This is a genomic window from Stenotrophomonas capsici (assembly GCF_034961085.1).
GTDB lineage: Bacteria > Pseudomonadota > Gammaproteobacteria > Xanthomonadales > Xanthomonadaceae > Stenotrophomonas > Stenotrophomonas capsici.
The window spans coordinates 61,197-82,673 of record NZ_JAYFUH010000061.1; the positions used below are offsets into that span (position 1 = coordinate 61,197).

Genomic DNA, 21,477 nt, shown 5'->3' on the forward strand with positions numbered 1-21,477 from the left:
GGGGCGGGGCGGGCCCTGCAAGTGGACCAGGTCAGGGAGGGGGCGCGGCAGGAGTGGTCTCGGCCGCGAAGCCGGGATTCCGGCAGCCTCCTGGCTTTGGCAGGGCGCGGGGTCATCGGCCCCGCGCCGGAAGGCGCTCCTACGACTGAGTCGTGCAATCGGCGAACAGGTCGCGGCTGCGGTCGTACACCGAGGTCCGCACCTGCATCAGCCCCAGCACCGAGGGGAACAGGTTGTCCTGGTCGGCGCGCTGCTGGGTGCGTTGGCGCAGGCACTGCAGGTCCAGCCCGCGGTCGGCGGCGAAGCCGGGCGAGAACCACATCAGCAACGGCACCCGGGTCTGCTCCTCCGGCGCGATGGCATAGGGCATGCCGTGCAGGTACAGGCCTTTCTCGCCGAGGGATTCGCCATGGTCGGAGAGGTAGATCATGGCGGTGTCGTAGTCGCCCATCTCGCGCAGGCTGGCGATGGTGCGGCTCAGGAAATGGTCGGTGTAGCGGATCGCGTTGTCATAGCTGTTGACGATCTGTTCGCGGCTGCACTTGCCCAGGTCGGCCGTGTCGCAGGTTGGGGCGAACTGGCGGAACTGCGCCGGATAGCGCTCGAAGTAGCTGGGGCCGTGGTTGCCCAGCTGGTGCAGCACCACCACGCGGTCGCCCGGCTTGGCGCGGACCTGCGCGGCCAGGTCGTTGATCAGGATCTCGTCCATGCAGCGGCCGTTGGCGCACAGGCCGGGCAGGGTGGCATCGTCCAGCCGTTCGATCTGCAGGCCATCGCATACGCCCTTGCAGCCGGACTGGTTGTCGCGCCACAGGGTGCTGATGCCGGCATGCTCGAGTACGTGCAGCAACGACTGGTGGTTGCGGATGGCCTTCTCGTCGTAGTCGTGGCGGCCGTAGGGCGAGAACATGCAGGGCAGCGAGACTTCGGTGCTGCTGCCGCAGGCATGCATGTCGGGGAAGTTGATCGCGCCGGTCTGCGCCAGTTCCGGCGTGGTCTGGCGGGCGTAGCCGTTCAGGCCCCAGTTCTGGGCACGCACGGTTTCACCGACCACCAGTACCAGCAGGCGGGGCTTGCTGCCCGCCGCGCGCGGCGTGGCCTGGGCATCGGTGCCGATCGGTTGCTTCGGTTGGTGCTTGATCGGGCTGGCACTGGACAGGTTCTGCTTCAGCGCGATCAGGTAGTTCACCGGCGTGGCCAGGTAGCGCACTTCGCGGTGGTTGCGCATCAGCGAGGAGATGTTCTGGAAGGACGCCATCGCACCGGCGGCGGTGACCAGCACCACGCCCAGCAGGAACACGCCACGCCACAGGAAGGTGCGGCCGAGGCTGCGCCTGCGGATGCGCAGCCGCCACAGCAGAGCGGTGGGCAGCACGCCATAGCCGAGCAAGGGCAGGATCAATGCCGCGGTCATCAGCTCGCCGGACTCCTTGTGGTCGGTGGCAAGCACGTTGCGCAGCATGTCCGCGTCCAGGTAGACGTTGAAGCTGCTCATGTAGTGCACCGCGAACGCGGTGGTGATGAACAGCACGCTCAGCAGCACCTTGGCGTTCCAGCGCCACACCAGCAGCCCGAACAGCAATGCGTGCACGCCGACCAGCAGGGTGAACAGGGACAACGCGAACAGGCCGTTGCCCGGGTTGGTGGCCATGGCGTTGCGCCAGAACAGGCCATTGCACAGCACGGCGAAGAAGATGCTGGACAGTAGAATCAAGGCTTCGCTGCTGATCTCCGGCCGCCAGTCGCGCAGCGCGCTCCAGGACAGGCGGGAAGAAGCACCGGGGCGGGGCAGGGTGGTGCTCATGCGTGCTCTCCCGGTGCCTTTGGCAGGGTTGCGGTTGCGGTTGCGGTGGACGGGGAGGGCTCGAACATGACCAGGTACAGGCCGACGGCCACGGTCCAGCTGATCGCCAGCGACCACAGGTCATGGGACAGGAAGTGCGCGCCGCGCAGCTGTTGGGTGATGCCGAACACCAGGCCGATCACCAGCACGGAGAGGGTTGCCGGCCAGCGCCATTGCGGGCGGACCTGCAGCATGAAGAAGTAGATCGCCAGCCACGCGTAGCCGGCGCTGGCGTGACCGGCCGGGAAACAGGCCGCATGGCCCAGTGCGACCGGGCGCGACTCGAACAGGCCGATGAAGGGGCGCAGTCCGCCGTAGCGTTCCAGGTCCCAGGGGCAGTCCATGTGGGTCCAGCTCTTGAGCAGTGACACCAGTCCACTGGACAGGGCCACCGCCATCAGCAGGTAGGACAGCGGGCGACGCAGTGGCCGCCATGACGCGTTGAACCAGGTGCGCAGCAGGGCCAGCATGACCAGTGCGGCGGCAAGGAAGCTCAGGTTGCGGCCACCCTTGTGGACCAGGTGGCTGCTCCACCAGGCGTCCTTCAGTGCCCAGCGGCTGCCCTGCCAGCGATACAGCTGGTCAGCCAGCCATTGGTCGCCGCTGCCGGCCATCAACACGACGCTGGCAAGCAGCAGCACCGCGGCGGGGATCAACAGGGCCCGGGTGGCGAACTCCAGGCGGGCTCCCGGCAGCGCCGGGCGCCACGGGCGGGCAGAAGCGAAGGGGGGCATGGAACAGGCGCACCATCAGGGGTCGATGGGCGCATGCTGTGCCCCGTTCTGTCGGAGACGGGTCGGAGCAATGTCGTAAATATGTGGGAGGTTCAGCGCCGGTCCACGGGCCCGGCGCGTTGCCCACGGCGGCTCAGTCGCCGTCGTCCTGGAGTGCCGCGTCGGCATCGTCGACCACGCCGTGCGTGCGCGCCACGCAGTCGGCCTGCAGCGCGGTGCCGGGCAGCAATTGCCAGTTGTTGCGGTTGGCGCTGCCGATGTCGATCACCTGGCTGCGGTCGGCACAGGGGCTCATCACCTTGTCCAGCACGAACAGCCAGCGGCGCTCCGGTGCCTGTGCCACCCAGCGGGCTGCATCTTCCCATTGGCCGGCGACCGGACGCTTGAAGCCGAAGTCGGTGGCCTGCGGCCAGGTCTGCAGCAGGTTCTGCTCGCGCCAGGCCACCATGCCCAGTTCGGCATCGGGGCCGATCCGCTCACGTACCTGGTCCATCACCCGCGACGCGGAACTGTACGGGTCCAGCGCCGGCATCGCGCCCAGGCCATACATGCACCACAGCAGCACCGTGGTCAGGACCACGGCCAGCCCGGCCCGGCGCAGGCGCAGTACCGCGATGACCAGCAGGGTGGCCACGGCAAAGCCGATCAGCCACCACCCCACCTGCGGCAGCACCCACGGGTCGATCGCCCGCTTGACCGCATTGCGCTGCGCCCAGCCATCGCCATGCACGGCACCGTAACCGACCACCAGCGTGGCCAGGGACAGCAGCAGCGCGTACAGCATCAGCACCCAGCGCACGCCGGTGCGACGCAGCAGGCCGGGCAGCAGCGGGGCCGCGGCCACCGCCAGCGCCGGCAGCATCGGCAGGATGTAGACCTCGCGCTTGCCAGGGCTGGCGCTGAAGAACACCAGCACCAGCAGCGCCCAGCCCAGCAGCAGGAGGTAGCGCGGGTCGGCGCGGCGGCAGCGGCGCCACCACGCCGGCACCAGCCACGGGAACAACAGACTGCCCGGCACCCACAGGGTGAACATCACCTGCAGGTAGTACCAGAACGGCTGATGGTGGTGCCAGGCGTTGGCATAGCGGGTGCCGGTCTGCTTGAACAGCAGTTCCTTCGCGTAGGACTGCAGGGCCGGGTCGGGGTTCTGCAGCAGCGCGATGCCCAGCGGCGCCAGCCACACGGCGGTACCTGCCAGGAAGGCCGGCAGCAGCAGCCACCACTTCCAGCTGCGGCCGGGGCCGGCCGCCTGCGGGTGCCGCCAGCGCCAGATCACCCACGGGACCAGCATCAACAGCGGCAGGAAGCCCACGCCCTTGGTCACGGTGCCGACCCCGGCGGCAAATGCCGCCAGCGCCAGCGCGCCCCAGCTCGGCCCCAGCAGCAGGTGCCGGACCAGCCCCCACAGCGCCAGCGTGGTCATGCCGACCAGCACCATGTCGATCTGCGCGCGCTTGGCCATCAGACCAAACTGCAGGGTGACGAACAGCGCCAGCACCGCGTAGCGCGCTACCCGGGGATTCCACAGGCGACGTGCCATGTCCCAGGTGAGCCACAGCGTCAGCAGCGCCGCCAGCAGGGACGGCAGCAGGAAGGACAGGTTCCAGCTGCCCAGCAGCTTGTAGGTGCCGGCCTGGATCCACATGAAGGTCGGCGGCTTCTCGGCATACAGCTCGCTGCCGCGATGGGGCAGCAGCCATTGCCCGGTCTCGACCATGTGCCGGGCCGCCAGCACGAAGCGGGGTTCATCCGGCGGGGTCGGCGAGCGCATGCCCAGGCCGGCCAGCAGGCTGGCGACCACCAGCGCGATGAGGATGGCGAACCAGAGTCGGGTGGAGGATGAGCGGTGGTTGGGCGGGCGCACGTGCGGCTCACAGAGGGGTCGGCATGGATGATGGCGCTCCCGACGTAGGAAGCGCGTCGAAATTGTCGCGCGTTTCGACGGCATTCCGACGGCCGGGGCGCTAGGATGATCGCCGAATTGATCCCGGGCCTGGCCGGGACCGGAGAGGTCCAACGCAATGCGGCTGCTGGTCGTGGAAGACAATCGCAACCTGATCGCCAACCTGTTCGACTACTTCGAGGCGCGCGGGCACGTGCTCGACGTGGCGCCGGACGGGGTGACCGGCCTGCACCTGGCCGCGACCCAGGACTACGACGCGATCCTGCTGGACTGGATGCTGCCGCGCATGGAGGGGCCGGAAGTGCTGCGCCGCCTGCGCGAGGAACACCGCTCCGAAGTGCCGGTGATCATGCTCACCGCCCGCGACGAGCTGCCGGACAAGATCGCAGGCTTCCGTGCCGGGGCGGACGACTACCTGACCAAGCCGTTCGCCCTGCCCGAACTGGAAGTGCGGCTGGATGCGGTGCTGGCGCGGATCAAGGGACGCAACCCGCGCAAGGTGCTGGAGGTCCACGACCTGCAGCTGGACCTGGGTTCGCTGGAGGCCCGGCGCGACGGGCAGGTGCTGCACCTGTACCCGGCCTGCCGCAAGCTGCTGGAGGTGCTGATGCGCGCCAGCCCGGCGGCGGTCACCCGTGACCAGCTCGAGTACGCCCTGTGGGGCGAGGAACCGCCGGATGGCGACATGCTGCGCTCCCATATCTATGAGCTGCGGCGTGCGGTGGATGGCCCGTTCGCCCAGAAGCTGCTGCATACCCTGCCGCGGGTCGGCTACCGGTTGTCGGCGCCGTCGCCCGGAACCACTGGATGAGCCGGCGCGCCACGCTGCGGCGCAAGCTGCTGGGTTGGTTGGGGATCTACCTGGCGTTGATCACGCTGGTGGTGTTCAGCGCCGCCAACTACGTGCACGAGCACGCCGAGCATGCGGTCTGGCGCTCCCTGCTGAACACCGAACTGGACAGCGTGCTGGCGCACATGCGCATGGACCGGGATTACCACTGGCAGGATTCGGACACCCTGCACCTGTTCATCGAGCGGGGTGGCGAGCCCATCCCGGAAAGCATGGCCGCGCTGCATCCCGGCCTGCATGACGGTGCGCTGTTCCTGGGCAAGCAGACCGCGGTGATGGTGCGCGATACCTCCGATTACGGACGGGTGATCCTGGCGCTGGACATCACCGACTTCGGTGAGCTGGAGCACTTCATCACCCGCTGGTCGCTGCTGGCTGGCGTGGCGTTGGTCATCGTGACCCTGTTGATGGCATGGCTGGGCGTGGCACGGCTGGTGCGCCCCCTGTCCGCGCTCGCAAGCGACATCGCCGCGCTGCGGCCCGAACAGCGCGGGCAGCGGGTGGCGGTGGACCGGCGCGGTTCGGCCGAGATGGAGGTCATCGCCGGTGCGTTGAACGACTACCTGCAGCGCAACGAGCACTTCGTCGAGCGCGAGCGCGCCTTCATCAGCGCGGCCAGCCATGAGCTGCGCACGCCGGTGGCCGTGATCAGCGGCGCGGCCGAACTGGCGCTGGAACAGCCGGAGCTGCCGCCGCGCGCGCGCCAGCAGCTGGAGCGGGTGCGTGGTACCGCGCAGGGCGTGGAGCAGCTGATCCAGTTGCTGCTGGTGCTGGCGCGGGACCCGGCGCGGTTGTCGGCGATGAGCGAGTTGCTGGCGGTGGAGCAGCTGCTGCCGGAAATCATCGAGGACCACCGGCATCTGGCCTACGGCAAGGAGCTGGACATGCAGCTGCACGCGGAGCCCTGCCGGATCATCGCGCCGATGGGCGTGGTGCAGGCGGCGATCGGCAACCTGCTGCGCAATGCGATCGAGAACAGCGACCGCGGCACGATCCGGATAAGCGCTTCGGCGCAGGCGGTGGTGACCATCGAGGACCCCGGTCACGGCATGAGCCCGGAGGAGGTCGCCCAGCTCTACGCGCGGCTGGCCAAGGGCGAGCGCAACCCGGGCTCGGGCATCGGCATGGACCTGATCGCACGCCTGTGCGACCACCTGGGCTGGGAGCTGACCATCCAGTCGCAACCCGAGCGCGGCACCCGCGTCACCCTGGACATGGGCAGTTCGTTGCCGCCGGACTCGGCGTAGGCGCAGCTTCGGCCGCGAAACCGGGAAGGCGCGGCAGGGCGCGGGGCGTGCCCGCGTCAATGCGGCCGGTGGCGATTGCGGCGAAGGGGCGGGCAGACGGCCGGCGGCTTCGCGCCTGAGGGCGCTGCTACGGCGCGGCCGCCTCCAACGACGGCAGCAGCGCGCGTTCAACCAGCCAGCGCCGGGCGTCGTCGGCATCCTGCTCGAACCAGGCCTGCGTCGATCCCAGTCGGTAGGTGTAGCCCCAGGCGTCCATGTCGGCCATCAGCCGCGCGCTGCCCACGCCGGGCAACTGCCCGGCCAGCACGATCTGCAGGTAGCAGGTGGCGTCTTCCTCGGGCACCGAATCGGTGGCGTCGGTATGTACCTGCGCGCGGCGTTCGGGCGGCAGCACGATCAGGTGGCAGGACTCGTGCAGCATCGAATGGATCGGCGTGTCATCGCGCACGTACACATCGTTGGCGATGATGCCGGCCTCCGGCTCGCCCCAGTAGCTGCCGGGGATGGTCTCGCCGGCGGCGACGTGGTTCAGGCGCAGCCCGTGACGGGCGAGCAGGGCGACGGCGTCATCCCACTGGATGTCGCCGACGCACATCACCGTGGCGGTCGGTTCGGGGGAAAGGGTTTCGTTCACGGGTACGGGGTGCCCGGCGGCCGTGGCCGCCGGGTGGGCATTACTTGTCGTCGGGCAGGGCGACGGAGATGTCGAGCACGTCGTTGGCGCCGTCCTTGACCAGGTCCACCTTGACCGCGTCGGCATCGATGTTGACGTACTTCTTGATCACTTCCAGCAGCTCGCGCTGCAGCAGCGGCAGGTAGTCCGGGCCGCCGCGGGTGCTGCGCTCCTGCGCGATGATGATCTGCAGGCGGTTCTTCGCGGTTTCGGCGGTGTTCTTTTTCTGCCTCAGGAAATCGAGCAGTCCCATGCTTATCCTCCGAACAGCTTGCTGAAGAAGCCCTTCTTCTCGACCGTCGTGAAGCGCATCGGGCGCTCCTCGCCGAGGATGCGGCCCACCGCGTCTTCATAGGCCTGGCCGGCCGGCGATTCGGCGTCCAGGATGACCGGTTCGCCCTTGTTGGAGGCGTTGAGCACGTCACCGGATTCGGGGATCACGCCGATGGCCTTCAGCCCCAGCACTTCCTCCACGTCGGTGATGCTGAGCATCTCGCCGCTTTCCACGCGGACCGGGCTGTAGCGGGTCAGCAGCAGGAAGGCCGGCACGCCGCCGTTGCCGGTCTCGGCCTTGGCGGTCTTGGAGTCGAGCAGGCCGATGATGCGGTCCGAGTCACGCACCGAGGACACTTCCGGGTTCACCACCACCACGGCGCGGTCGGCGAAGTACATTGCCAGGAACGCGCCCTTCTCGATGCCGGCCGGGGAGTCGCAGATGATGTAGTCGAAGCCGTCGGCGGCCAGGTCCTTGAGGACCTTCTCCACGCCTTCCTTGTTCAGCGCGTCCTTGTCGCGGGTCTGCGAGGCAGCCAGCACGTACAGGTTCTCGAAACGCTTGTCCTTGATCAGGGCCTGCTTGAGCGTGGCCTCGCCATGGACGACGTTGACGAAGTCGTAAACCACCCGGCGCTCGCAGCCCATGATCAGGTCCAGGTTGCGCAGGCCGACGTCGAAGTCGATGACGGCAACCTTCTTGCCGCGGCGTGCAAGGCCAGACGCGATGCTGGCGCTGGAAGTGGTCTTGCCCACGCCGCCTTTGCCGGAAGTGACAACGATGATTTCAGCCAAAGGATTTCTCCTGAATATTCGGGGTGGGCTGCGTCAATCCAGCGCAGCGATCATGATCTGGTCCTGTTCCAGCCAAACCTGCACGGACTTGCCACGCAGATTGTCCGGAATATCGTCCAGCACCTTGTAGCGTCCTGCAATGGCAACGAGTTCAGCATGGAAGTCGCGGCAGAAGATGCGAGCCGCTTCATTGCCTTGCGCGCCAGCCAGGGCACGGCCACGCAGGGTACCGTAGATATGGATGCTGCCATCGGCAATGACCTCGGCGCCGGCACCCACCGTTGAGAGTACGGTCAGGTCGCAGTTCTCCGCGTACAGCTGTTGGCCGGAGCGGACGTTGGTCAATTGCATGCGGCCCGGCTGCGGCGAAGCGGCCGGAGGCGCGGGGGGCGCCGGTGCCGGGGCGGGTGCCGGTTCCGGTGCGCGCGGGCGCGCTGCCGGTTCGGCATCGGCCCGTTCGTACTGGGCGCGGAACTTGGCCAGCAGCGGCAGGCCCAGCTGCTCGGCCAGACGCTCGGTTTCCTGGGTGCCGTAGGCGAGGGCGACCGGCAGTACGCCGGCCTCGCGCAGGCCGGCGAGCAGTGCCTGGGCCGTGGCCAGGTCGGGGAGCTGGATCAGCCCGCCGAAGTCCAGGATCACCGCGGCACGGCCGAACAGCTTCGGCGCACGCGCCACGCGCTCGTGCATTTCCTGGGTCAGTCGCGCCACATCAAGGGTGCGGATACGCAGGTTGGCGATGCCGACCTGCCCGATTTTCAGTTCACCTGCCTGTTCGTAATCCAAATTCACTGCCATGTTCAGGTTCCCGTCGGACGCTGCTGCAGCGGCCGGCGTGTGTTGCCCACCCAAGGAACGTCGGGCAGGTTGTCGCCATAGGTTTCCTTCACCCATTCGTAGCTGCACAGGTCCTTGAGCAGCATGCTGGCCCGCACGTCCACGTCCGGCATGGTGTTCTGGCCGACCTCGCGGAAGCCGAAGCTGCCGTGGAACAGCAGCGCGGCATCGGCGCCATGGTCGAGGAACACCTCGCAGGCCATCTGCGGATAGCGCAGCTCGGCGTAGCTCTGGGCGTCGGCGTAGAACGCCCGGCCCACGCCACCACCGCGGCGGCGGCTGGCCACCACGATGCGGTCAATGTAGAAGAAGCTGGGGTAACGCTTCTGGAACCAGGCGAAGTTGCAGCTGTCGTGCTCGGCGTGGCTGCCATAGCCGACCAGGAAGCCGGCCATGTTGCCGTCGCGCTCGGCGATGCGGAAATACTCGGCCGTCTCGTAGAAGCGACGGACCTTGGCCGCATCCAGCGGGAGGATCGCCAAGCCAGCGTTATTGTTCAGTGCCAGAACGGAATCAAGCTCGTGCTCGCGCACGTCGCGGATGACAATCGACATTGTGACTCCGTGGGGGTGAAACGGTCGTCGGCCCTGCGGGCTTTGCCGCGATTATCGCATGGCTGGCGCGGAGGCGGCGAGCGGCCCCATGCCGTTGGCGGGCATGACTTCCGTGGGAGAGCGCGCGGGCCCTGCAATCCTTACCATGCACGCATGTTGGGATACCTCAGCCATACCCGCGTCCTCCGCCTGGCCGGCCTGTTCACCTGGGCCCTGGTCAGCCTGCCGCTGATCTATACGCAGTACGCGCCCGAAGAAGGGATGATGCAGCCGGGCGCCAACGAGGCCGCCTGGCTGTTCATCGCCTACCTGTCCTTCGGTGGCTGCTACTTCTGGCTGACCCGGGGGCTGAATGCCGCCGGGCATACCGGCTGGTACGACCGGCTGGCCCTGCTGCTGCTGACCATTTCGGCGCTGGTGGTCAGCTACATCTCCGGCACCGGGCTGGGCAGCATCCTGATGATGGTGGCGGCGGGGGTGATCCCGTGGCTGCTGAGCAAATGGGTGGGCGTGCTGTGGCTGGTGGTCAGCCAGCTGGCGGTGCTGCCGGTCTACAGCCTGATCATCGGCCTGCCGCTGTTCGAGGCGCTGCTGCAGTCGCTGCTGTACGGCGGTTTCTCGATGTTCGTGTTCGTCACCAGCCTGGTCGCCCGCCAGCAGACGCTGGCCCGCGAGGAGCAGCGCCGGCTCAACGCCGAACTGCGCGCCACGCGCCTGCTGCTGGCCGAAAGCGCCCGGGTCAACGAGCGCACCCGCATTTCCCGCGAGCTGCATGACCTGCTCGGGCACCACCTGACGGCGTTGAGCCTGAACCTGGAAGTGGCCGGCCACATCACCGAGGGCCAGGCCCAGGAGCATGTCCGGCAGGCGCACACGCTGGCCAAGCTGCTGCTCACCGACGTGCGCGAGGCAGTCAGCCAGCTGCGCGAGAGCGGGGCCATCGACCTGGCCGCGGCGCTGCGGCCGCTGACCGAGCGGGTGCCGTCGCTGGACATCCATCTGCAGATGGACGACCCGCTGAACGTCGAGGACCCCGAGCGCGCCCATGTGCTGCTGCGCTGCACCCAGGAAATCATCACCAATGCGGTGCGTCATGCCGGCGCACGCAACCTTTGGATCCAGGTCGTGCGGGAAGGGGGTGAGATCGTCATTGATGCCCATGATGACGGCATTGGCGGTGAAGTTGACGAGATCCTGCCGGGAAATGGCCTGCGCGGCATGCGTGAGCGGCTGGCCCAGTACCAGGGCAGCCTCGATGTGTCGGCACGCAAGGGGGAGGGCTTCCGCCTTCGCGCCAGCCTGCCGGTGACTACCCATATGATGTTGGCCTCGGGGCCACAAGGAGTGAACTGATGATCCGTGTCTGCCTGGTGGACGACCAAACCCTGGTACGGCAGGGCATCCGTTCGTTGTTGGCGCTGGACGACGGCATCGAAGTGGTGGCCGAGGCCACCGACGGCCGGCAGGCGGTGGAGATGATCCCGACCGTGAAGCCGGACGTGGTGCTGATGGACATGCGCATGCCGGTGATGTCCGGGCTGGAGGCGTTGCAGACCCTGAGCCGGTTGGGCCAGCTGCCGCCGTCGATCATCCTGACCACCTTCGACGACGACCAGCTGGTGCTGGCCGGGCTCAAGGCCGGGGCCAAGGGCTACCTGCTCAAGGACGTCACCCTGGAACAGCTGGTCGGTGCGATCCGCACCGTGTCCGAGGGCGGCTCGCTGGTGCAGCCGGCGGTGACCCAGCGGCTGCTGTCCGGGCTGGAGCACATGCGCAACGAGTTCGTCAGCCTGGACCGCCCGGACCCGCTGACCGACCGCGAGACCGAGATCCTGCGGCTGATGGCCAGCGGCTTCTCCAACAAGGAGATCGCCAACTCGCTCGGTGTGGCCGAGGGCACCATCAAGAACCACGTTTCCAACATCCTGTCCAAGCTCGGCGTGCGCGACCGCACCCGTGCCGTGCTCAAGGCCTTCGAGCTGCAGCTGGTCTGAGCGGTGGGAGAGTTGGATGAATACGCGTGGGGTACTGGTGCCGGCGGTGCCACTGGAGTGAGAATGGGCGGCTCAGGGTCATCACATGGCCTTGACGAATGCATGAAGGCACATCTGCTTGGCGGTTGATGCGCTACCCTGCGGTCTGTCGATCTGACGCCGCCATCCGGGGATGGAAACCGGTACGCCATTTGTAATCAACATCGTGCGAAAAGCCTGATAGGATGGGGGCTTCGCTTCAATCAACCCGGCCGTGGGATCGGCCCCGGAGACTCCTGAATGACCCGTATTATCGAGTTCCTGATTGCCTTGGGGATCGTGGCTGGCTTGTTTGTCATCATCGGCGTGTGTCTGCCGGGTGAGCGCCACATTTCCGAAAGCATCGAAACCAACCGCAAGATGACGATCGTGTATGACACGGTCAACAGCCTGCGCCGCTTCAAGGACTGGAACCCGCTGGTGCTGCGCGACAAGGCGGTCGAGCTGAAGTACAGCGGCCCGGATGCTGGCGTCGGTGCCCGCATGGAGTACTCCTCCAAGAATGACGCCCTGGGCCAGGGCAGCTGGGAGATCAAGGAAAGCGAGAAGAACAAGCGCGTCGTGATCGCCATTGACGACGTGACCCGCGGCACGGACAAGGTGACCACCTTCACCCTGGAGCCGACCGGCAAGAACGACCGCAACGTCAAGATCACCCAGGACTACTCGGTCAAGTACGGCTTCGACCTGTTCGGCCGTTACGCCGGCCTGTACGTCAGCCGCCACGTCGGCGACGACCTGAAGCTGGGCCTGTCGCGCATGGCCAACATGCTGGCCTCGGTGCCGAACGTTGACTACGCCGCTGCCGAAGCGCCGCTGACCGACCTGAAGGTCGTCGAGCTGCCGGCCGAGAACCTGCTGGTCGTCAACGCCGGCAACATCGACCGCAACAACGACTCCATCAAGCAGTCGATCAACGACAACATGGAGTGGATCAAGCGTGCGATGGATGCCAACGGCCTGGTCGCCGCCGGTCCGGTGCGCATCGTGACCACCGACTTCGGTGCCGAGAAGTACGCCTTCGACGTGGTCCTGCCGGTCCGCAAGGGCAGTGCTGCTCCGGCTGCCGCCGGCGACAAGGACAAGAAGGACGGCGAAGCTGCCGCTCCGGCGGCTCCGGTTGCCGTTTCCGGTGATGCACTGACCGTCAAGATCCCGTCCGGCAACCCGGTTACCTACGTGCACACCACGCCGCACCGTGCTGCCACCGCTGCCTACACCGGCCACATGGCTGGCCTGGATGTCGCCCGCAACGCGCTGCGTGCCTGGGCAACCACCATGGGCAACGAAGTGGTGGATCGTCCGTACGAGTCGTGGAAGGGTGGCGTGGACAAGGCGTTCACCACCGACGGCACCTACGACATCTACTGGGCCGTCAAGTAAGCGGCCGGATGTTGCTGGTGAAGTGATACACGAAAACGCGCCGCTCCCTGCGGCGCGTTTTTTTTGGGCCGGCCCGGCCGGCCCGCAGACGGGAGCAGGCACATGCTTGGACAGGAACGACGTTCGCGTAAACCTTCTTTCCTGGCGTTCTGTGGCGGCTTGCTGGCGGCCGTGGCGATCGGGCTGTCGGCCTATGCCTCGCACGGCGTGAGCGAGCCGTTGGCGCAGTCACACCTGAACACCGCCGCGCTGTATGCGTTGGGCCATGGCGCGGTGCTGGCGGTGCTGGGCGGGTCGTCGTTGAACGGTCTCGCGCGGGTCGCGCTGTATGTGCTGCTGCTGGGGACGCTGCTGTTCTCCGGCAGCCTGGCCGGCAACGTGCTGGCGCAGTGGCCGACCACGCTCGCACCGGCCGGCGGCACGACCCTGATGGCGGGCTGGGTGCTGCTGGCGCTCAGTGCGCTGAAGCGCTGACCCCATGCCGCGTCATGCGCGTGGTTTCGATGTCGATCAGGCGCTGGCGCACCTGCAGCGCAGTGATCGGAAGCTGGCCGGCTGGATCCGCCGGCTGGGGCCGTTGCCGGCACCGGATGGCTGGAAGCGATCGTTCGACCCGGTCGATGCGCTGGCGCGCGCGATCCTGTTCCAGCAGCTCAGCGGCAAGGCGGCCTCCACGATCGTGGGCCGGGTGGAGGCGGCCATCGGCAGCCGGCGCCTGCATGCCGATACCTTGTCGTTGATCGATGATGCCGGGCTGCGCGCGTGCGGCGTGTCCGGCAACAAGTCGCTGGCGCTGCGTGACCTGGCCCGGCGCGAGGCCGCCGGCGAACTGCCGACGTTGCGGCAGATGTCGACGATGGACCATGAGGACATCATCCGGGCCTTGGTGCCGGTGCGCGGCATCGGGCGCTGGACGGTGGAGATGATGCTGATGTTCCGGTTGGGCCGGCCGGACATCCTGCCGATCGATGACCTGGGCATCCGCAAGGGTGCACAGCGCGTGGACAAGGCCGGGGCGATGCCGACGCCCAAGGCGCTGGCCGAACGGGGCGAGCGCTGGGGGCCGTACCGCACCTACGCCAGCCTGTACCTGTGGCGGATCGCGGACTTCAGCGCTGATCCGAAGCCGGCCACCAACCGCTCTCAGGATTGAGCACCGCCGGTAGGGGCGGCTTCGGCCGCGAAGTGGGCAGGCTCCCGGTCCCGGTCAGGATTCACGGCGTGACTCGCGCCGCTTCGCTGCCGCCGGGCAGTTGCCTCGCCCGGTGCGGTTCCGTCGTTCGTGGCGGCCGCCCCCGCGGGGATCAGCCGTGCGGCAGATAGCGGTCCCATAGCAGGTTGCGGAAGCGGTTGTCCGGATCCACCTGGCGCTTGATCGCGGCGAAGCGGGGCGCCTGCGGGTAAGCGCTGCGGAACTGCGCCAGCGTGGCATGCAGGCGATAGGGCAGGTAGTAACAACCGCCATGCGCCAGCGCGGCGGCGATCAGCTGCCGGGTCCAGCGACGGGTGTTCTGCTCGGCCGCATTCCAGTTGCGCTGCTTGTGGTACAGCACGAAGCAGAACACGTCCTCGCGCGCCCAGCGCATCAGCGAGGTGGTGTCCGCCGGTGCGTGCCGGACCGAGATGTTCAGCGCATTGGCCTCGCCCTCGCGCAGGATGCGCGCCATCGCCCGTGCGAACGATGCGAAGGCCGACATCGGGACGAAGTACTCCTGCAGCAGATAGGACGACATGCGCCGCGTGCGGGGTTCCAGCGCGGTCGCGTCCAGGCTGGCCTCCAGGTTGCGCCGGATCACGCGTGGCTGGGTCAGCAACTGCCGGGTCTGGTAGACGTCGCGCAGCTGGTCGCCTCCCGGCAGCTCGGAGGCGGCCCAGATCATGTTCTGCTGCTTGGGGTAGCTGGATTGGCCGGGCATCAGCCGCAGCGGATCGGTCAGCGGCGCATGGCTGCGGCGCCAGCTGATCGCCAGGGGCCTGTCGAAGTCCGGCGGGATCAGATCGGCGTTGTGCAGCACCACGTCGTTCCGGCCGAGCACCTGCGCCTGGAACCAGTCCGGATAGTCGGCCAGTGCAACCTGCTCGACCTTGCGCGCGATCACTTCATTGTCGGTCAGGTCGAGTTCGACCTCGGTGATCACGCCGAGCCCGCCGTACCCGCCGATCACCGCGGCGAACAGCTCCGGCTGCTGCATGCGCGAGAGCTCCAGCGTTTCACCGGCCGCGGTGACCAGTTGCAGGGCGCGCACCGTGCCAGCCAACGCACCATTGCCGATGTAGCGGCCATGGCAGTTGACCGAGACCGATCCGCCGATGGAGAAGTTGCTGTAGCTCTGCATGACCTTGACCGACAGGTCGTGCGGGTCGATCAACGCCTGCAGTTCTCGCCAGCGCATGCCGGCCTGCACGCGCACCCGCCGGTGGGCGGTGTCCAGCCAGACCAGGCGGTTCATCGTGGTCATGTCCAGCTGCAGCGCGTCCGGTTCGCGGGTCTGCCCGCCCATGCTGTAGCGGCCGCCTGCGATGCAGACCACCCCGGGCCAACGGCGCAGTGCCGCGGCAATGCCGGCGCTGCCGGTGGGGTGCAGCGTGCCGGCGATCCGGGTCTGGTCCAGTTGCGCCACATCGCTCGCCTGCGGCTGCCCGGCGTCGCGACGGCACGCCGTCAAGCCGCCAAGCAGGCCTGCCGATAGCGTGCCCTGCAGCACCGCGCGGCGGCGCGGATCAGTTCGGTGCGTCGTCACGGCTGGCAAGGCACCAATGCCACGGCTCGTAGACGATGCCGTGCGGATTGTCGCGGGGATAGCTCATGTGGAAGCCGAACGTGGCGGCGTGCAGCTGCAACCATGCGAACGCGGCCGTGTGCTCGAAGGATTCCTCGGCGGCCGGCTCGCCGGGGCTGCTGATGTCCAGCGCGTTGCCGCCGTGGTGTTCGCTGTAGCCTGGTGCGGCATTGACGGTGAGGATCTGTTCCACCGACAGCCCGCGCGCCTGCTTCCGCTCGAAGATGCCCAGCTGGTAGGCATGGCTGCGGTACCCGGAAATCGCCTCCAGGGCGATGCCGTCGACCGCGGCGGCCTGCTGCAGGCGCTGCCACGCGCGCGCCGCGGCACGGGTGAGCCACAGGGGGCGGCGGTAGCGGTCGAAGCCGGCCAATGCCAGGTGTGCGGGTTCGGCCACCAGTGCCAGACCGGTGCGTTCGGCATAGCGGGCCTCATCCAGGCCGAGCTGGTCCAGGCGCTGCTGCAGGCGGTCCAGCGGAAGCGTGCCCGGCGGCGGCGGGATGCGCGCCGGTTGGGTGAGGCGGGTGTCCAGCGCGGCCAGGGCTTCGTTGATGCCGGCGGCATCGGCCAGGCGGGGGAGCAGGGGCATCAGCCCGCCGGCAAGCTGCGCGGCGAGGTAGCGCCCGTCTTGCTTGCGGCGCAGGACATGGCTGGCCCGCGCCAGCAGGCGTGCATCGTGGTTGCTGCGTGCGTGCAGCAACCCGCCGGGCCAGATTTCGATATCCGGGGTGTTGATCAGGAGATGGGGGGCGTTGCGCATCTGCCCAGCTTAGGGGCGCACACGCCGCTCGGCCAGCCGGCGGAGTTCATCGAGCAGCTGCCGGGGCTGCTCGGGACTGACCAGCACGACCGAACCATCGCGCAGTGGCAACACCAGCACGCGTTGGTTGTCGGTGATCAGGCAGAACGCCTTGCCGCCATCGGGCATGCGGAAGTGGCCCGAGCGGAAGCCGGGAAACTGGAAGCCATTGGCCTTGGATGCAGGCTTGAAGTCCGGGTACTCGTCGAAGCGGACCGCGCGTGCACGGTCCAGGCGCAACTCGCCCAGCGCCACGCGCTTGCGGTACAGCGTGCTGACGATGTCCAGCTGCCCGCCGTCGAGCGTGATCGAGCGACGCCGGTAGAGCAGGCTCAGTGCAAGCGCCAGCAGTGGCAGCACCACCAGTGGTCCCCATGAGGCGAAAGCGGTGGTGACCGGGGATTTGCCGGCAAACAGGCGGATCAGCGGTTCGATGCTGATCGCCAGCAGGATCGGCCCCCACAGCCACCACAGCGCGCCGCGGCCGGCTGCGGCCAGCGGGATCGGGTGGGCGGCGGCATGGGCCGGGGGGATCATCGGGTGTGGATCCACTGCGCGATGTCGTTGATCAGCACAGCATCGACGTGACCGGGCTGCTGGTAGTCCTGCAGGGCCGGCTTGCCGCTGGCGCGGATGGCCAGGTGATTGAGCGCGGGGTAGTGATGGAAACGGTAGCGTTCGCCCTGCAGGCCCTTGCGCCACAGCTGCCACTCGGCATCGACCACCTGGAAGTCCTGCCCGCCCTGCAACAGCAGCACCGGCAGGCCGCTGGCGCGGACATCGGCGACCGGGTCGACCTGTTCCAGCTGCTGCCAGAAGCGTCCGGGCAGGTTCATCAGCGTGGCGTCGGGATCGCGCCGGACCTGGGCGATGGCGGCGTCCAGTGCGACCAGCTGCGCCTGCTCTTCGGCGCTGACGCTGCCGTCGAGGTTGGCCATGTAGCGGTTCTGCTCGGCCAGGATGTCCAGGATCGGCCGCACTGGTGCGGCCAGCAGGATCAGCCCGGCCAGCTTGCCGTCGGTGGCCCTGGCGATCCGGCCGGCGAGCAGGCCGCCCTGGCTGTGGCCGAGCAGGTAGACCTGTTGCGGATCGATGCCGGGCGTGGCCGCCAGGGCCTGCACCGCGGCAGCGGCATCGTCGGTGGTTTCGTCATCGACGGTGAAGGCGCCCTGGAACTCCTGGGGGCGTGCATGGGTGCGCTTCTCGTAACGCAGCACCGCGATGCCCTGTGCGGCCAGGCCGCGCGCGATGTCCAGGAACGGGCGATTGGAACCGATGGTTTCGTCGCGGTCCTGCGGGCCGGAGCCATGCACCAGCACCAGCGCCGGGAACGGGCCCTTGCCCTTGGGCAGGGCCAGCGTGCCGGGCAGGGCGGCCTTGCCCGCTGCACTGGCAGGCACCTGGAAGTCCTGCTCGATGAAGGCCGCATCGGCGGCCGGCGCGGCGGCCGATGGCGGGCCGGCCGGCTGGACCAGGAAGCCGGTGATCCGGTCATCGCTGTCCAGGGCGACCCGTGCCTGCAGTGCGCCGTTGGCGTACTGCAACGGGATGACCACGATGCGCACGCCGTCGGCTTCGCTGGTGCGTGCATCGCCCCGGCCGGTGGCGGCTCCCATCTGCGCCGGCAGCGACTCCCAGACCGCACGGAGCTTGTCGGCCGGGACCGCGGCCTTCATCTGCGCCGAGAACATGGCCTCGGCCTGGGCGTACTGGCCGGCGTCGAGCTGGTCGAGCAGGCGCGTGGCCAATGCCTCCGGCTCCGCCGCGAACGCACTGCCGGACAGGGTGAGCATCGCCGCGGCAATCCAGGCCGTCACGGTGTTCATCATTGCTCCTTCTTGAACACAAGCGTGGGCGAGGAGATCGTCGGCATGGCGTGCACGACGTTGACCAGTTCCCAGCCGAGCCGGCCCTGCTTGTCCAGTTCTTCCTGCAGTGCTTCATGCCTGAAGCCGCCCATCAGGCCGGTCTTCACTTCAACGACGAGGTACTTCCATTGCTTGCTCATGGGTCTTCCTGTTTCGTGTCAGCGTCGGGTCTGGGAAGACGCCCGGCCTTGCGCAGGGCGTCGCGGATCACGTACTCGATCTGCGCGTTGAGGCTGCGCAGCTCGTCGTCGGCCCAGCGCTGGGCCGCCGCCAGTACGTCGGCGTTGATGCGCAGCGGGTAGGCCTTCTTCTCACTCACTTGCGGGGGGCTCCGTTGCGCTCGCGGCGCAGGTGCACCACCAGCGAGATGCCCAGCGCGTTGACCGCGATCACCAGCGCGATCACCACGCCGTAGGCGATGTTGCGGTTGTCGCCGGCCAGGTATACGCCAACCGCGCCGACGAACAGGCACAGCGCGATCAATGCCCAGCGCAGCCCCAGCCCGCGCGCATGCACGGTGCCGGGGCGGCCGCTCCAGGCGGCGAAGCACAGGGCGGGGATGCCGGTGGCGGCGATGATCAGGGGGGCAAGGGCATTCAACGGGAGGTCCTCAGTACAGCGAGCCGGCATTGACGATCGGCTGGGTGCCGCGGTCCGAGCACAACACGGTGAGCAGGTTGCTGACCATGTGCGCCTTGCGCTCCTCGTCCAGCTCGACCACGGCGTTCTTCTGCAGTTCGACCAGGGCCATCTCGACCATGCCGACGGCACCGGCCACGATCTGCGTGCGTGCGGCGATCACCGCGCTGGCCTGCTGGCGCTGCAGCATGGCCTGGGCGATTTCCGGCGCGTAGGCCAGGTGGCTGATGCGGGCATCGAGCACCTGCACGCCGGCATCGGCCAGGCGTTCGGCCAACTCGTCCTTCAGGTGCTGGGAGATCTCGCTGGCATGGCTGCGCAGGGCCAGCTGCCCGTCGGTGTGCTGGTCGTAGGGGTAGCTGGTGGCCATCGCGCGCAGCGCCGACTCGGACTGGATGTGCACGAAGCTCTCGTAGTCATCGACGTTGTAGACCGCTTCGGAGGCATCGACCACCTGCCAGACGATGACCGCGGCGATCTCGATGGGCGAGCCGTCCAGCTCGTTGACCTTGAGCTTGCCGCTCTCGAAGTTGCGCACGCGCTGGCTGACCTTGCGCTTGGTCAGGAAGGGGTTGTTCCAGCGCAGGCCGTTGTCCTTGACCGTGCCGACGTACTTGCCGAACAGGCTGAGCACCGCGGCCTGGTTGGGCTGGACCATGTACAGGCCGCAGCTGAGGAAGATGCCGACGGTCACCAGCACGATGCCGGCAAGCACCATCAACCCGCCGCCACCCAGGCCGGATTTGGTCAGGACCACGGCGAAGATGATGGCGACCGTGCCCGCCAGCATCAGGGCGAGGGTGCCAAGCAGGGTGGGGATACCGGACAGCGAACTGAGAGGCTTCTCTTTCATGGCACGTCTTCCGTGGTGGTTGAACGTGAAGATATCAAATTGATATCAATCCGCAAGTGCCCCGCGGGCGGCCGGCGTTGGCTCCCGGAAGCGGGGTGTTGGTGGTCGGAACTCCATGTCGCCCGCCGCCCGGCGGTGCGGCGCGCGCGGCCCCCGCCCAGGGGCCGGCTTGCCTAGAATGTGCATCCCTTTTGGTCCTGCCCCCGGAATCGCCTGATGACCACGCTCGGTACCCCGCTGTCGCCCTCCGCCACCCGTGTCCTGCTGCTCGGCTCCGGTGAACTGGGCAAGGAAGTCGCCATCGAGCTGCAGCGCTTCGGGGTGGAAGTGATTGCCGCCGACCGGTATGCCGATGCGCCGGCCATGCAGGTGGCGCACCGCAGCCACGTGCTGGACATGCTCGACCCGGCGGCGCTGAAGGCCGTGATTGCCCAGGAGCAGCCGCACCTGGTCGTGCCGGAGATCGAGGCCATCCACACCGAAACCCTGGTGCAGCTGGAAGCCGAACAGGGCCTGCGGGTGATCCCGACCGCCCGCGCCGCGCGCCTGACCATGGACCGCGAGGGCATCCGCCGGCTGGCGGCCGAGACGCTGGGCCTGCCGACCTCGCCGTACCGTTTCGTCGATACCGAGGCCGAATACCGCGATGCGGTGGCCGCGATCGGCCTGCCGTGCGTGGTCAAGCCGGTGATGTCGTCCTCGGGCAAGGGCCAGAGCACGTTGCGCAGCGAGGCCGACATCGGCCCGGCGTGGGACTACGCGCAGACCGGTGGCCGCGCCGGTGCCGGGCGCTGCATCGTCGAGGGCTTCATCGACTTCGAGTACGAGATCACCCTGCTGACTGTGCGCCATGCCGGCGGCACGTCGTTCTGCGATCCGGTTGGGCACCTGCAGCGCGACGGTGACTACCGCGAAAGCTGGCAGCCGCAGGCGATGTCGCCCAAGGCGCTGGAGCGCGCGCAGCAGATTGCCCGCGCCATCACCGACGACCTCGGTGGCTGGGGCCTGTTCGGCGTGGAGCTGTTCGTGAAGGGCGACGATGTCTGGTTCAGCGAGGTCTCGCCGCGTCCGCACGACACCGGCCTGGTCACGCTGGTATCGCAGGAGCTGAGTGAGTTCGCGCTGCATGCCCGCGCGATCCTGGGCCTGCCGATCCCGGTGATCCGTCACCACGGCGCATCGGCCTCGTGCGCGATGCTGGCGCAGGGCAACGGCGTGCCGTTCTTCAGCAACGTGGCCGAAGCGCTGCTGCACCCGGATTCGGCGCTGCGCCTGTTCGGCAAGCCGATGGTGCAGGGCCAGCGCCGCGTCGGCGTCACCCTGGCGCGCGCGGCCGACGTGGACCAGGCGCGTGCGATCGCGCGCGATGCGGCGGCAGCGATCGGGATTGAGCTGCGCTGAGTTCGTTTGGAGCTC

24 protein-coding genes are annotated in these 21,477 nt (G+C 68.1%); 8 read left to right on the forward strand and 16 right to left on the reverse strand.

The window, feature by feature from the left end; all coding sequences use genetic code 11:
* Nucleotides 1-139: 139 nt before the first annotated feature.
* The 3 genes from VA603_RS02120 to VA603_RS02130 form a co-directional block, all read right to left on the reverse strand.
* A complete protein-coding gene (locus tag VA603_RS02120) occupies nt 140-1,804 on the reverse strand; it encodes a phosphoethanolamine transferase (RefSeq protein WP_323437804.1) in 1,665 nt (554 codons plus the stop codon).
* Nucleotides 1,801-2,577: a phosphatase PAP2 family protein gene (locus tag VA603_RS02125; RefSeq protein ID WP_323437805.1), complete on the reverse strand. Its 777-nt coding sequence runs from the start codon at nt 2,575-2,577 to the stop codon at nt 1,801-1,803. The genes VA603_RS02120 and VA603_RS02125 overlap by 4 nt, the downstream gene beginning before the upstream one ends.
* 133 nt (nt 2,578-2,710) lie before the next feature.
* Entirely contained in the window at nt 2,711-4,348 is a 1,638-nt protein-coding gene (locus tag VA603_RS02130; RefSeq protein ID WP_243694094.1) for an ArnT family glycosyltransferase, read from the reverse strand.
* A 250-nt stretch (nt 4,349-4,598) separates the two neighbouring features.
* Here VA603_RS02130 and VA603_RS02135 point away from each other — a divergent pair, with 250 nt between their 5' ends.
* Both VA603_RS02135 and VA603_RS02140 read left to right on the forward strand, forming a co-directional pair.
* Nucleotides 4,599-5,291 (forward strand): response regulator transcription factor, encoded by a 693-nt coding sequence (locus tag VA603_RS02135; protein ID WP_323437806.1) that lies wholly within the window; start codon nt 4,599-4,601, stop codon nt 5,289-5,291.
* The gene (locus tag VA603_RS02140) at nt 5,288-6,577 is read left to right on the forward strand and encodes a sensor histidine kinase (protein ID WP_323437807.1); all 1,290 of its coding nucleotides are present in this window, start codon (nt 5,288-5,290) and stop codon (nt 6,575-6,577) included. The genes VA603_RS02135 and VA603_RS02140 overlap by 4 nt, the downstream gene beginning before the upstream one ends.
* Before the next feature lie 127 nt (nt 6,578-6,704).
* On the opposite strand, the gene VA603_RS02145 is transcribed toward VA603_RS02140, so the two are convergent.
* The 5 genes from VA603_RS02145 to VA603_RS02165 form a co-directional block, all read right to left on the reverse strand.
* A complete protein-coding gene (locus VA603_RS02145) occupies nt 6,705-7,172 on the reverse strand; it encodes a hypothetical protein (RefSeq protein ID WP_132866139.1) in 468 nt (155 codons plus the stop codon).
* A 79-nt stretch (nt 7,173-7,251) separates the two neighbouring features.
* Nucleotides 7,252-7,503: a cell division topological specificity factor MinE gene (gene minE / locus VA603_RS02150; RefSeq protein WP_132864545.1), complete on the reverse strand. Its 252-nt coding sequence runs from the start codon at nt 7,501-7,503 to the stop codon at nt 7,252-7,254.
* Between the two features lie 2 nt (nt 7,504-7,505).
* Nucleotides 7,506-8,318, reverse strand: coding sequence for a septum site-determining protein MinD (gene minD, locus VA603_RS02155; protein WP_132864544.1), 813 nt, complete (start codon nt 8,316-8,318; stop codon nt 7,506-7,508).
* Between the two features lie 33 nt (nt 8,319-8,351).
* A complete protein-coding gene (gene minC, locus VA603_RS02160) occupies nt 8,352-9,113 on the reverse strand; it encodes a septum site-determining protein MinC (RefSeq protein WP_313255508.1) in 762 nt (253 codons plus the stop codon).
* A 2-nt stretch (nt 9,114-9,115) separates the two neighbouring features.
* Nucleotides 9,116-9,706 (reverse strand): GNAT family N-acetyltransferase, encoded by a 591-nt coding sequence (locus VA603_RS02165; RefSeq protein ID WP_132864542.1) that lies wholly within the window; start codon nt 9,704-9,706, stop codon nt 9,116-9,118.
* 153 nt (nt 9,707-9,859) lie between these two features.
* Here VA603_RS02165 and VA603_RS02170 point away from each other — a divergent pair, with 153 nt between their 5' ends.
* From VA603_RS02170 to VA603_RS02190, 5 genes are all read left to right on the forward strand, one after another.
* Nucleotides 9,860-11,059, forward strand: a complete 1,200-nt coding sequence (locus VA603_RS02170) for a sensor histidine kinase (RefSeq protein WP_323437808.1) — start codon at nt 9,860-9,862, stop codon at nt 11,057-11,059.
* Nucleotides 11,059-11,700 carry a response regulator gene (locus VA603_RS02175; protein ID WP_132864540.1) on the forward strand — a complete coding sequence of 214 codons (642 nt, stop codon included), beginning with the start codon at nt 11,059-11,061 and terminating at the stop codon, nt 11,698-11,700. The genes VA603_RS02170 and VA603_RS02175 overlap by 1 nt, the downstream gene beginning before the upstream one ends.
* A 279-nt stretch (nt 11,701-11,979) precedes the next feature.
* Nucleotides 11,980-13,122, forward strand: coding sequence for a polyketide cyclase (locus tag VA603_RS02180; protein ID WP_132864539.1), 1,143 nt, complete (start codon nt 11,980-11,982; stop codon nt 13,120-13,122).
* Nucleotides 13,123-13,224: 102 nt separating this feature from the next.
* The gene (locus tag VA603_RS02185; RefSeq protein ID WP_323437809.1) at nt 13,225-13,596 is read left to right on the forward strand and encodes a DUF423 domain-containing protein; all 372 of its coding nucleotides are present in this window, start codon (nt 13,225-13,227) and stop codon (nt 13,594-13,596) included.
* 4 nt (nt 13,597-13,600) lie between these two features.
* On the forward strand, nt 13,601-14,275 hold the full coding sequence (locus VA603_RS02190; RefSeq protein WP_323437810.1) for a DNA-3-methyladenine glycosylase family protein: 675 nt from the start codon (nt 13,601-13,603) through the stop codon (nt 14,273-14,275).
* A gap of 151 nt (nt 14,276-14,426) precedes the next feature.
* Here the strand turns inward: VA603_RS02190 and VA603_RS02195 are convergent, their stop codons facing one another.
* The 8 genes from VA603_RS02195 to VA603_RS02230 are packed head-to-tail and all read right to left on the reverse strand — an operon-like array spanning nt 14,427 to nt 20,061.
* The gene (locus tag VA603_RS02195; protein ID WP_323437811.1) at nt 14,427-15,863 is read right to left on the reverse strand and encodes an FAD-binding oxidoreductase; all 1,437 of its coding nucleotides are present in this window, start codon (nt 15,861-15,863) and stop codon (nt 14,427-14,429) included.
* A complete protein-coding gene (locus VA603_RS02200; protein ID WP_323437812.1) occupies nt 15,844-16,662 on the reverse strand; it encodes a M15 family metallopeptidase in 819 nt (272 codons plus the stop codon). Before VA603_RS02200 ends, VA603_RS02195 begins: the two co-directional genes overlap by 20 nt.
* 9 nt (nt 16,663-16,671) lie before the next feature.
* Nucleotides 16,672-17,238, reverse strand: a complete 567-nt coding sequence (locus VA603_RS02205) for a PH domain-containing protein (protein ID WP_323437813.1) — start codon at nt 17,236-17,238, stop codon at nt 16,672-16,674.
* Nucleotides 17,235-18,527 (reverse strand): alpha/beta hydrolase, encoded by a 1,293-nt coding sequence (locus VA603_RS02210; RefSeq protein WP_323437814.1) that lies wholly within the window; start codon nt 18,525-18,527, stop codon nt 17,235-17,237. The genes VA603_RS02205 and VA603_RS02210 overlap by 4 nt, the downstream gene beginning before the upstream one ends.
* Nucleotides 18,527-18,709: a DUF4177 domain-containing protein gene (locus VA603_RS02215; RefSeq protein ID WP_323437815.1), complete on the reverse strand. Its 183-nt coding sequence runs from the start codon at nt 18,707-18,709 to the stop codon at nt 18,527-18,529. Before VA603_RS02215 ends, VA603_RS02210 begins: the two co-directional genes overlap by 1 nt.
* On the reverse strand, nt 18,706-18,888 hold the full coding sequence (locus tag VA603_RS02220; protein WP_132864533.1) for a type II toxin-antitoxin system antitoxin: 183 nt from the start codon (nt 18,886-18,888) through the stop codon (nt 18,706-18,708). Before VA603_RS02220 ends, VA603_RS02215 begins: the two co-directional genes overlap by 4 nt.
* Entirely contained in the window at nt 18,885-19,169 is a 285-nt protein-coding gene (locus tag VA603_RS02225) for a hypothetical protein (protein ID WP_323437816.1), read from the reverse strand. The genes VA603_RS02220 and VA603_RS02225 overlap by 4 nt, the downstream gene beginning before the upstream one ends.
* 10 nt (nt 19,170-19,179) lie before the next feature.
* Nucleotides 19,180-20,061 (reverse strand): SPFH domain-containing protein, encoded by an 882-nt coding sequence (locus VA603_RS02230; RefSeq protein ID WP_132864531.1) that lies wholly within the window; start codon nt 20,059-20,061, stop codon nt 19,180-19,182.
* A 216-nt stretch (nt 20,062-20,277) separates the two neighbouring features.
* Here VA603_RS02230 and purT point away from each other — a divergent pair, with 216 nt between their 5' ends.
* The gene (gene purT, locus VA603_RS02235) at nt 20,278-21,462 is read left to right on the forward strand and encodes a formate-dependent phosphoribosylglycinamide formyltransferase (protein WP_132864530.1); all 1,185 of its coding nucleotides are present in this window, start codon (nt 20,278-20,280) and stop codon (nt 21,460-21,462) included.
* Nucleotides 21,463-21,477: the final 15 nt, after the last annotated feature.

Excerpts from the sequence above, each read along its gene's own strand:
- VA603_RS02120 (WP_323437804.1), bottom strand. The coding sequence starts at position 1,804 with ATGAGCACCACCCTGCCCCGCCCCGGTGCTTCTTCCCGCCTGTCCTGG.
- VA603_RS02230 (WP_132864531.1), bottom strand. The coding sequence starts at position 20,061 with ATGAAAGAGAAGCCTCTCAGTTCGCTGTCCGGTATCCCCACCCTGCTT.
- VA603_RS02180 (WP_132864539.1), top strand. The coding sequence starts at position 11,980 with ATGACCCGTATTATCGAGTTCCTGATTGCCTTGGGGATCGTGGCTGGC.
- VA603_RS02165 (WP_132864542.1), bottom strand. The coding sequence starts at position 9,706 with ATGTCGATTGTCATCCGCGACGTGCGCGAGCACGAGCTTGATTCCGTT.
- minC (WP_313255508.1), bottom strand. The coding sequence starts at position 9,113 with ATGGCAGTGAATTTGGATTACGAACAGGCAGGTGAACTGAAAATCGGG.
- VA603_RS02190 (WP_323437810.1), top strand. The coding sequence starts at position 13,601 with ATGCCGCGTCATGCGCGTGGTTTCGATGTCGATCAGGCGCTGGCGCAC.
- VA603_RS02215 (WP_323437815.1), bottom strand. The coding sequence starts at position 18,709 with ATGAGCAAGCAATGGAAGTACCTCGTCGTTGAAGTGAAGACCGGCCTG.
- minE (WP_132864545.1), bottom strand. The coding sequence starts at position 7,503 with ATGGGACTGCTCGATTTCCTGAGGCAGAAAAAGAACACCGCCGAAACC.
- VA603_RS02130 (WP_243694094.1), bottom strand. The coding sequence starts at position 4,348 with ATGCGCTCGCCGACCCCGCCGGATGAACCCCGCTTCGTGCTGGCGGCC.
- VA603_RS02210 (WP_323437814.1), bottom strand. The coding sequence starts at position 18,527 with ATGAACACCGTGACGGCCTGGATTGCCGCGGCGATGCTCACCCTGTCC.
- VA603_RS02200 (WP_323437812.1), bottom strand. The coding sequence starts at position 16,662 with ATGCGCAACGCCCCCCATCTCCTGATCAACACCCCGGATATCGAAATC.
- VA603_RS02185 (WP_323437809.1), top strand. The coding sequence starts at position 13,225 with ATGCTTGGACAGGAACGACGTTCGCGTAAACCTTCTTTCCTGGCGTTC.
- VA603_RS02125 (WP_323437805.1), bottom strand. The coding sequence starts at position 2,577 with ATGCCCCCCTTCGCTTCTGCCCGCCCGTGGCGCCCGGCGCTGCCGGGA.
- VA603_RS02175 (WP_132864540.1), top strand. The coding sequence starts at position 11,059 with ATGATCCGTGTCTGCCTGGTGGACGACCAAACCCTGGTACGGCAGGGC.
- VA603_RS02205 (WP_323437813.1), bottom strand. The coding sequence starts at position 17,238 with ATGATCCCCCCGGCCCATGCCGCCGCCCACCCGATCCCGCTGGCCGCA.
- VA603_RS02135 (WP_323437806.1), top strand. The coding sequence starts at position 4,599 with ATGCGGCTGCTGGTCGTGGAAGACAATCGCAACCTGATCGCCAACCTG.
- VA603_RS02140 (WP_323437807.1), top strand. The coding sequence starts at position 5,288 with ATGAGCCGGCGCGCCACGCTGCGGCGCAAGCTGCTGGGTTGGTTGGGG.
- VA603_RS02145 (WP_132866139.1), bottom strand. The coding sequence starts at position 7,172 with ATGTGCGTCGGCGACATCCAGTGGGATGACGCCGTCGCCCTGCTCGCC.
- purT (WP_132864530.1), top strand. The coding sequence starts at position 20,278 with ATGACCACGCTCGGTACCCCGCTGTCGCCCTCCGCCACCCGTGTCCTG.
- VA603_RS02170 (WP_323437808.1), top strand. The coding sequence starts at position 9,860 with ATGTTGGGATACCTCAGCCATACCCGCGTCCTCCGCCTGGCCGGCCTG.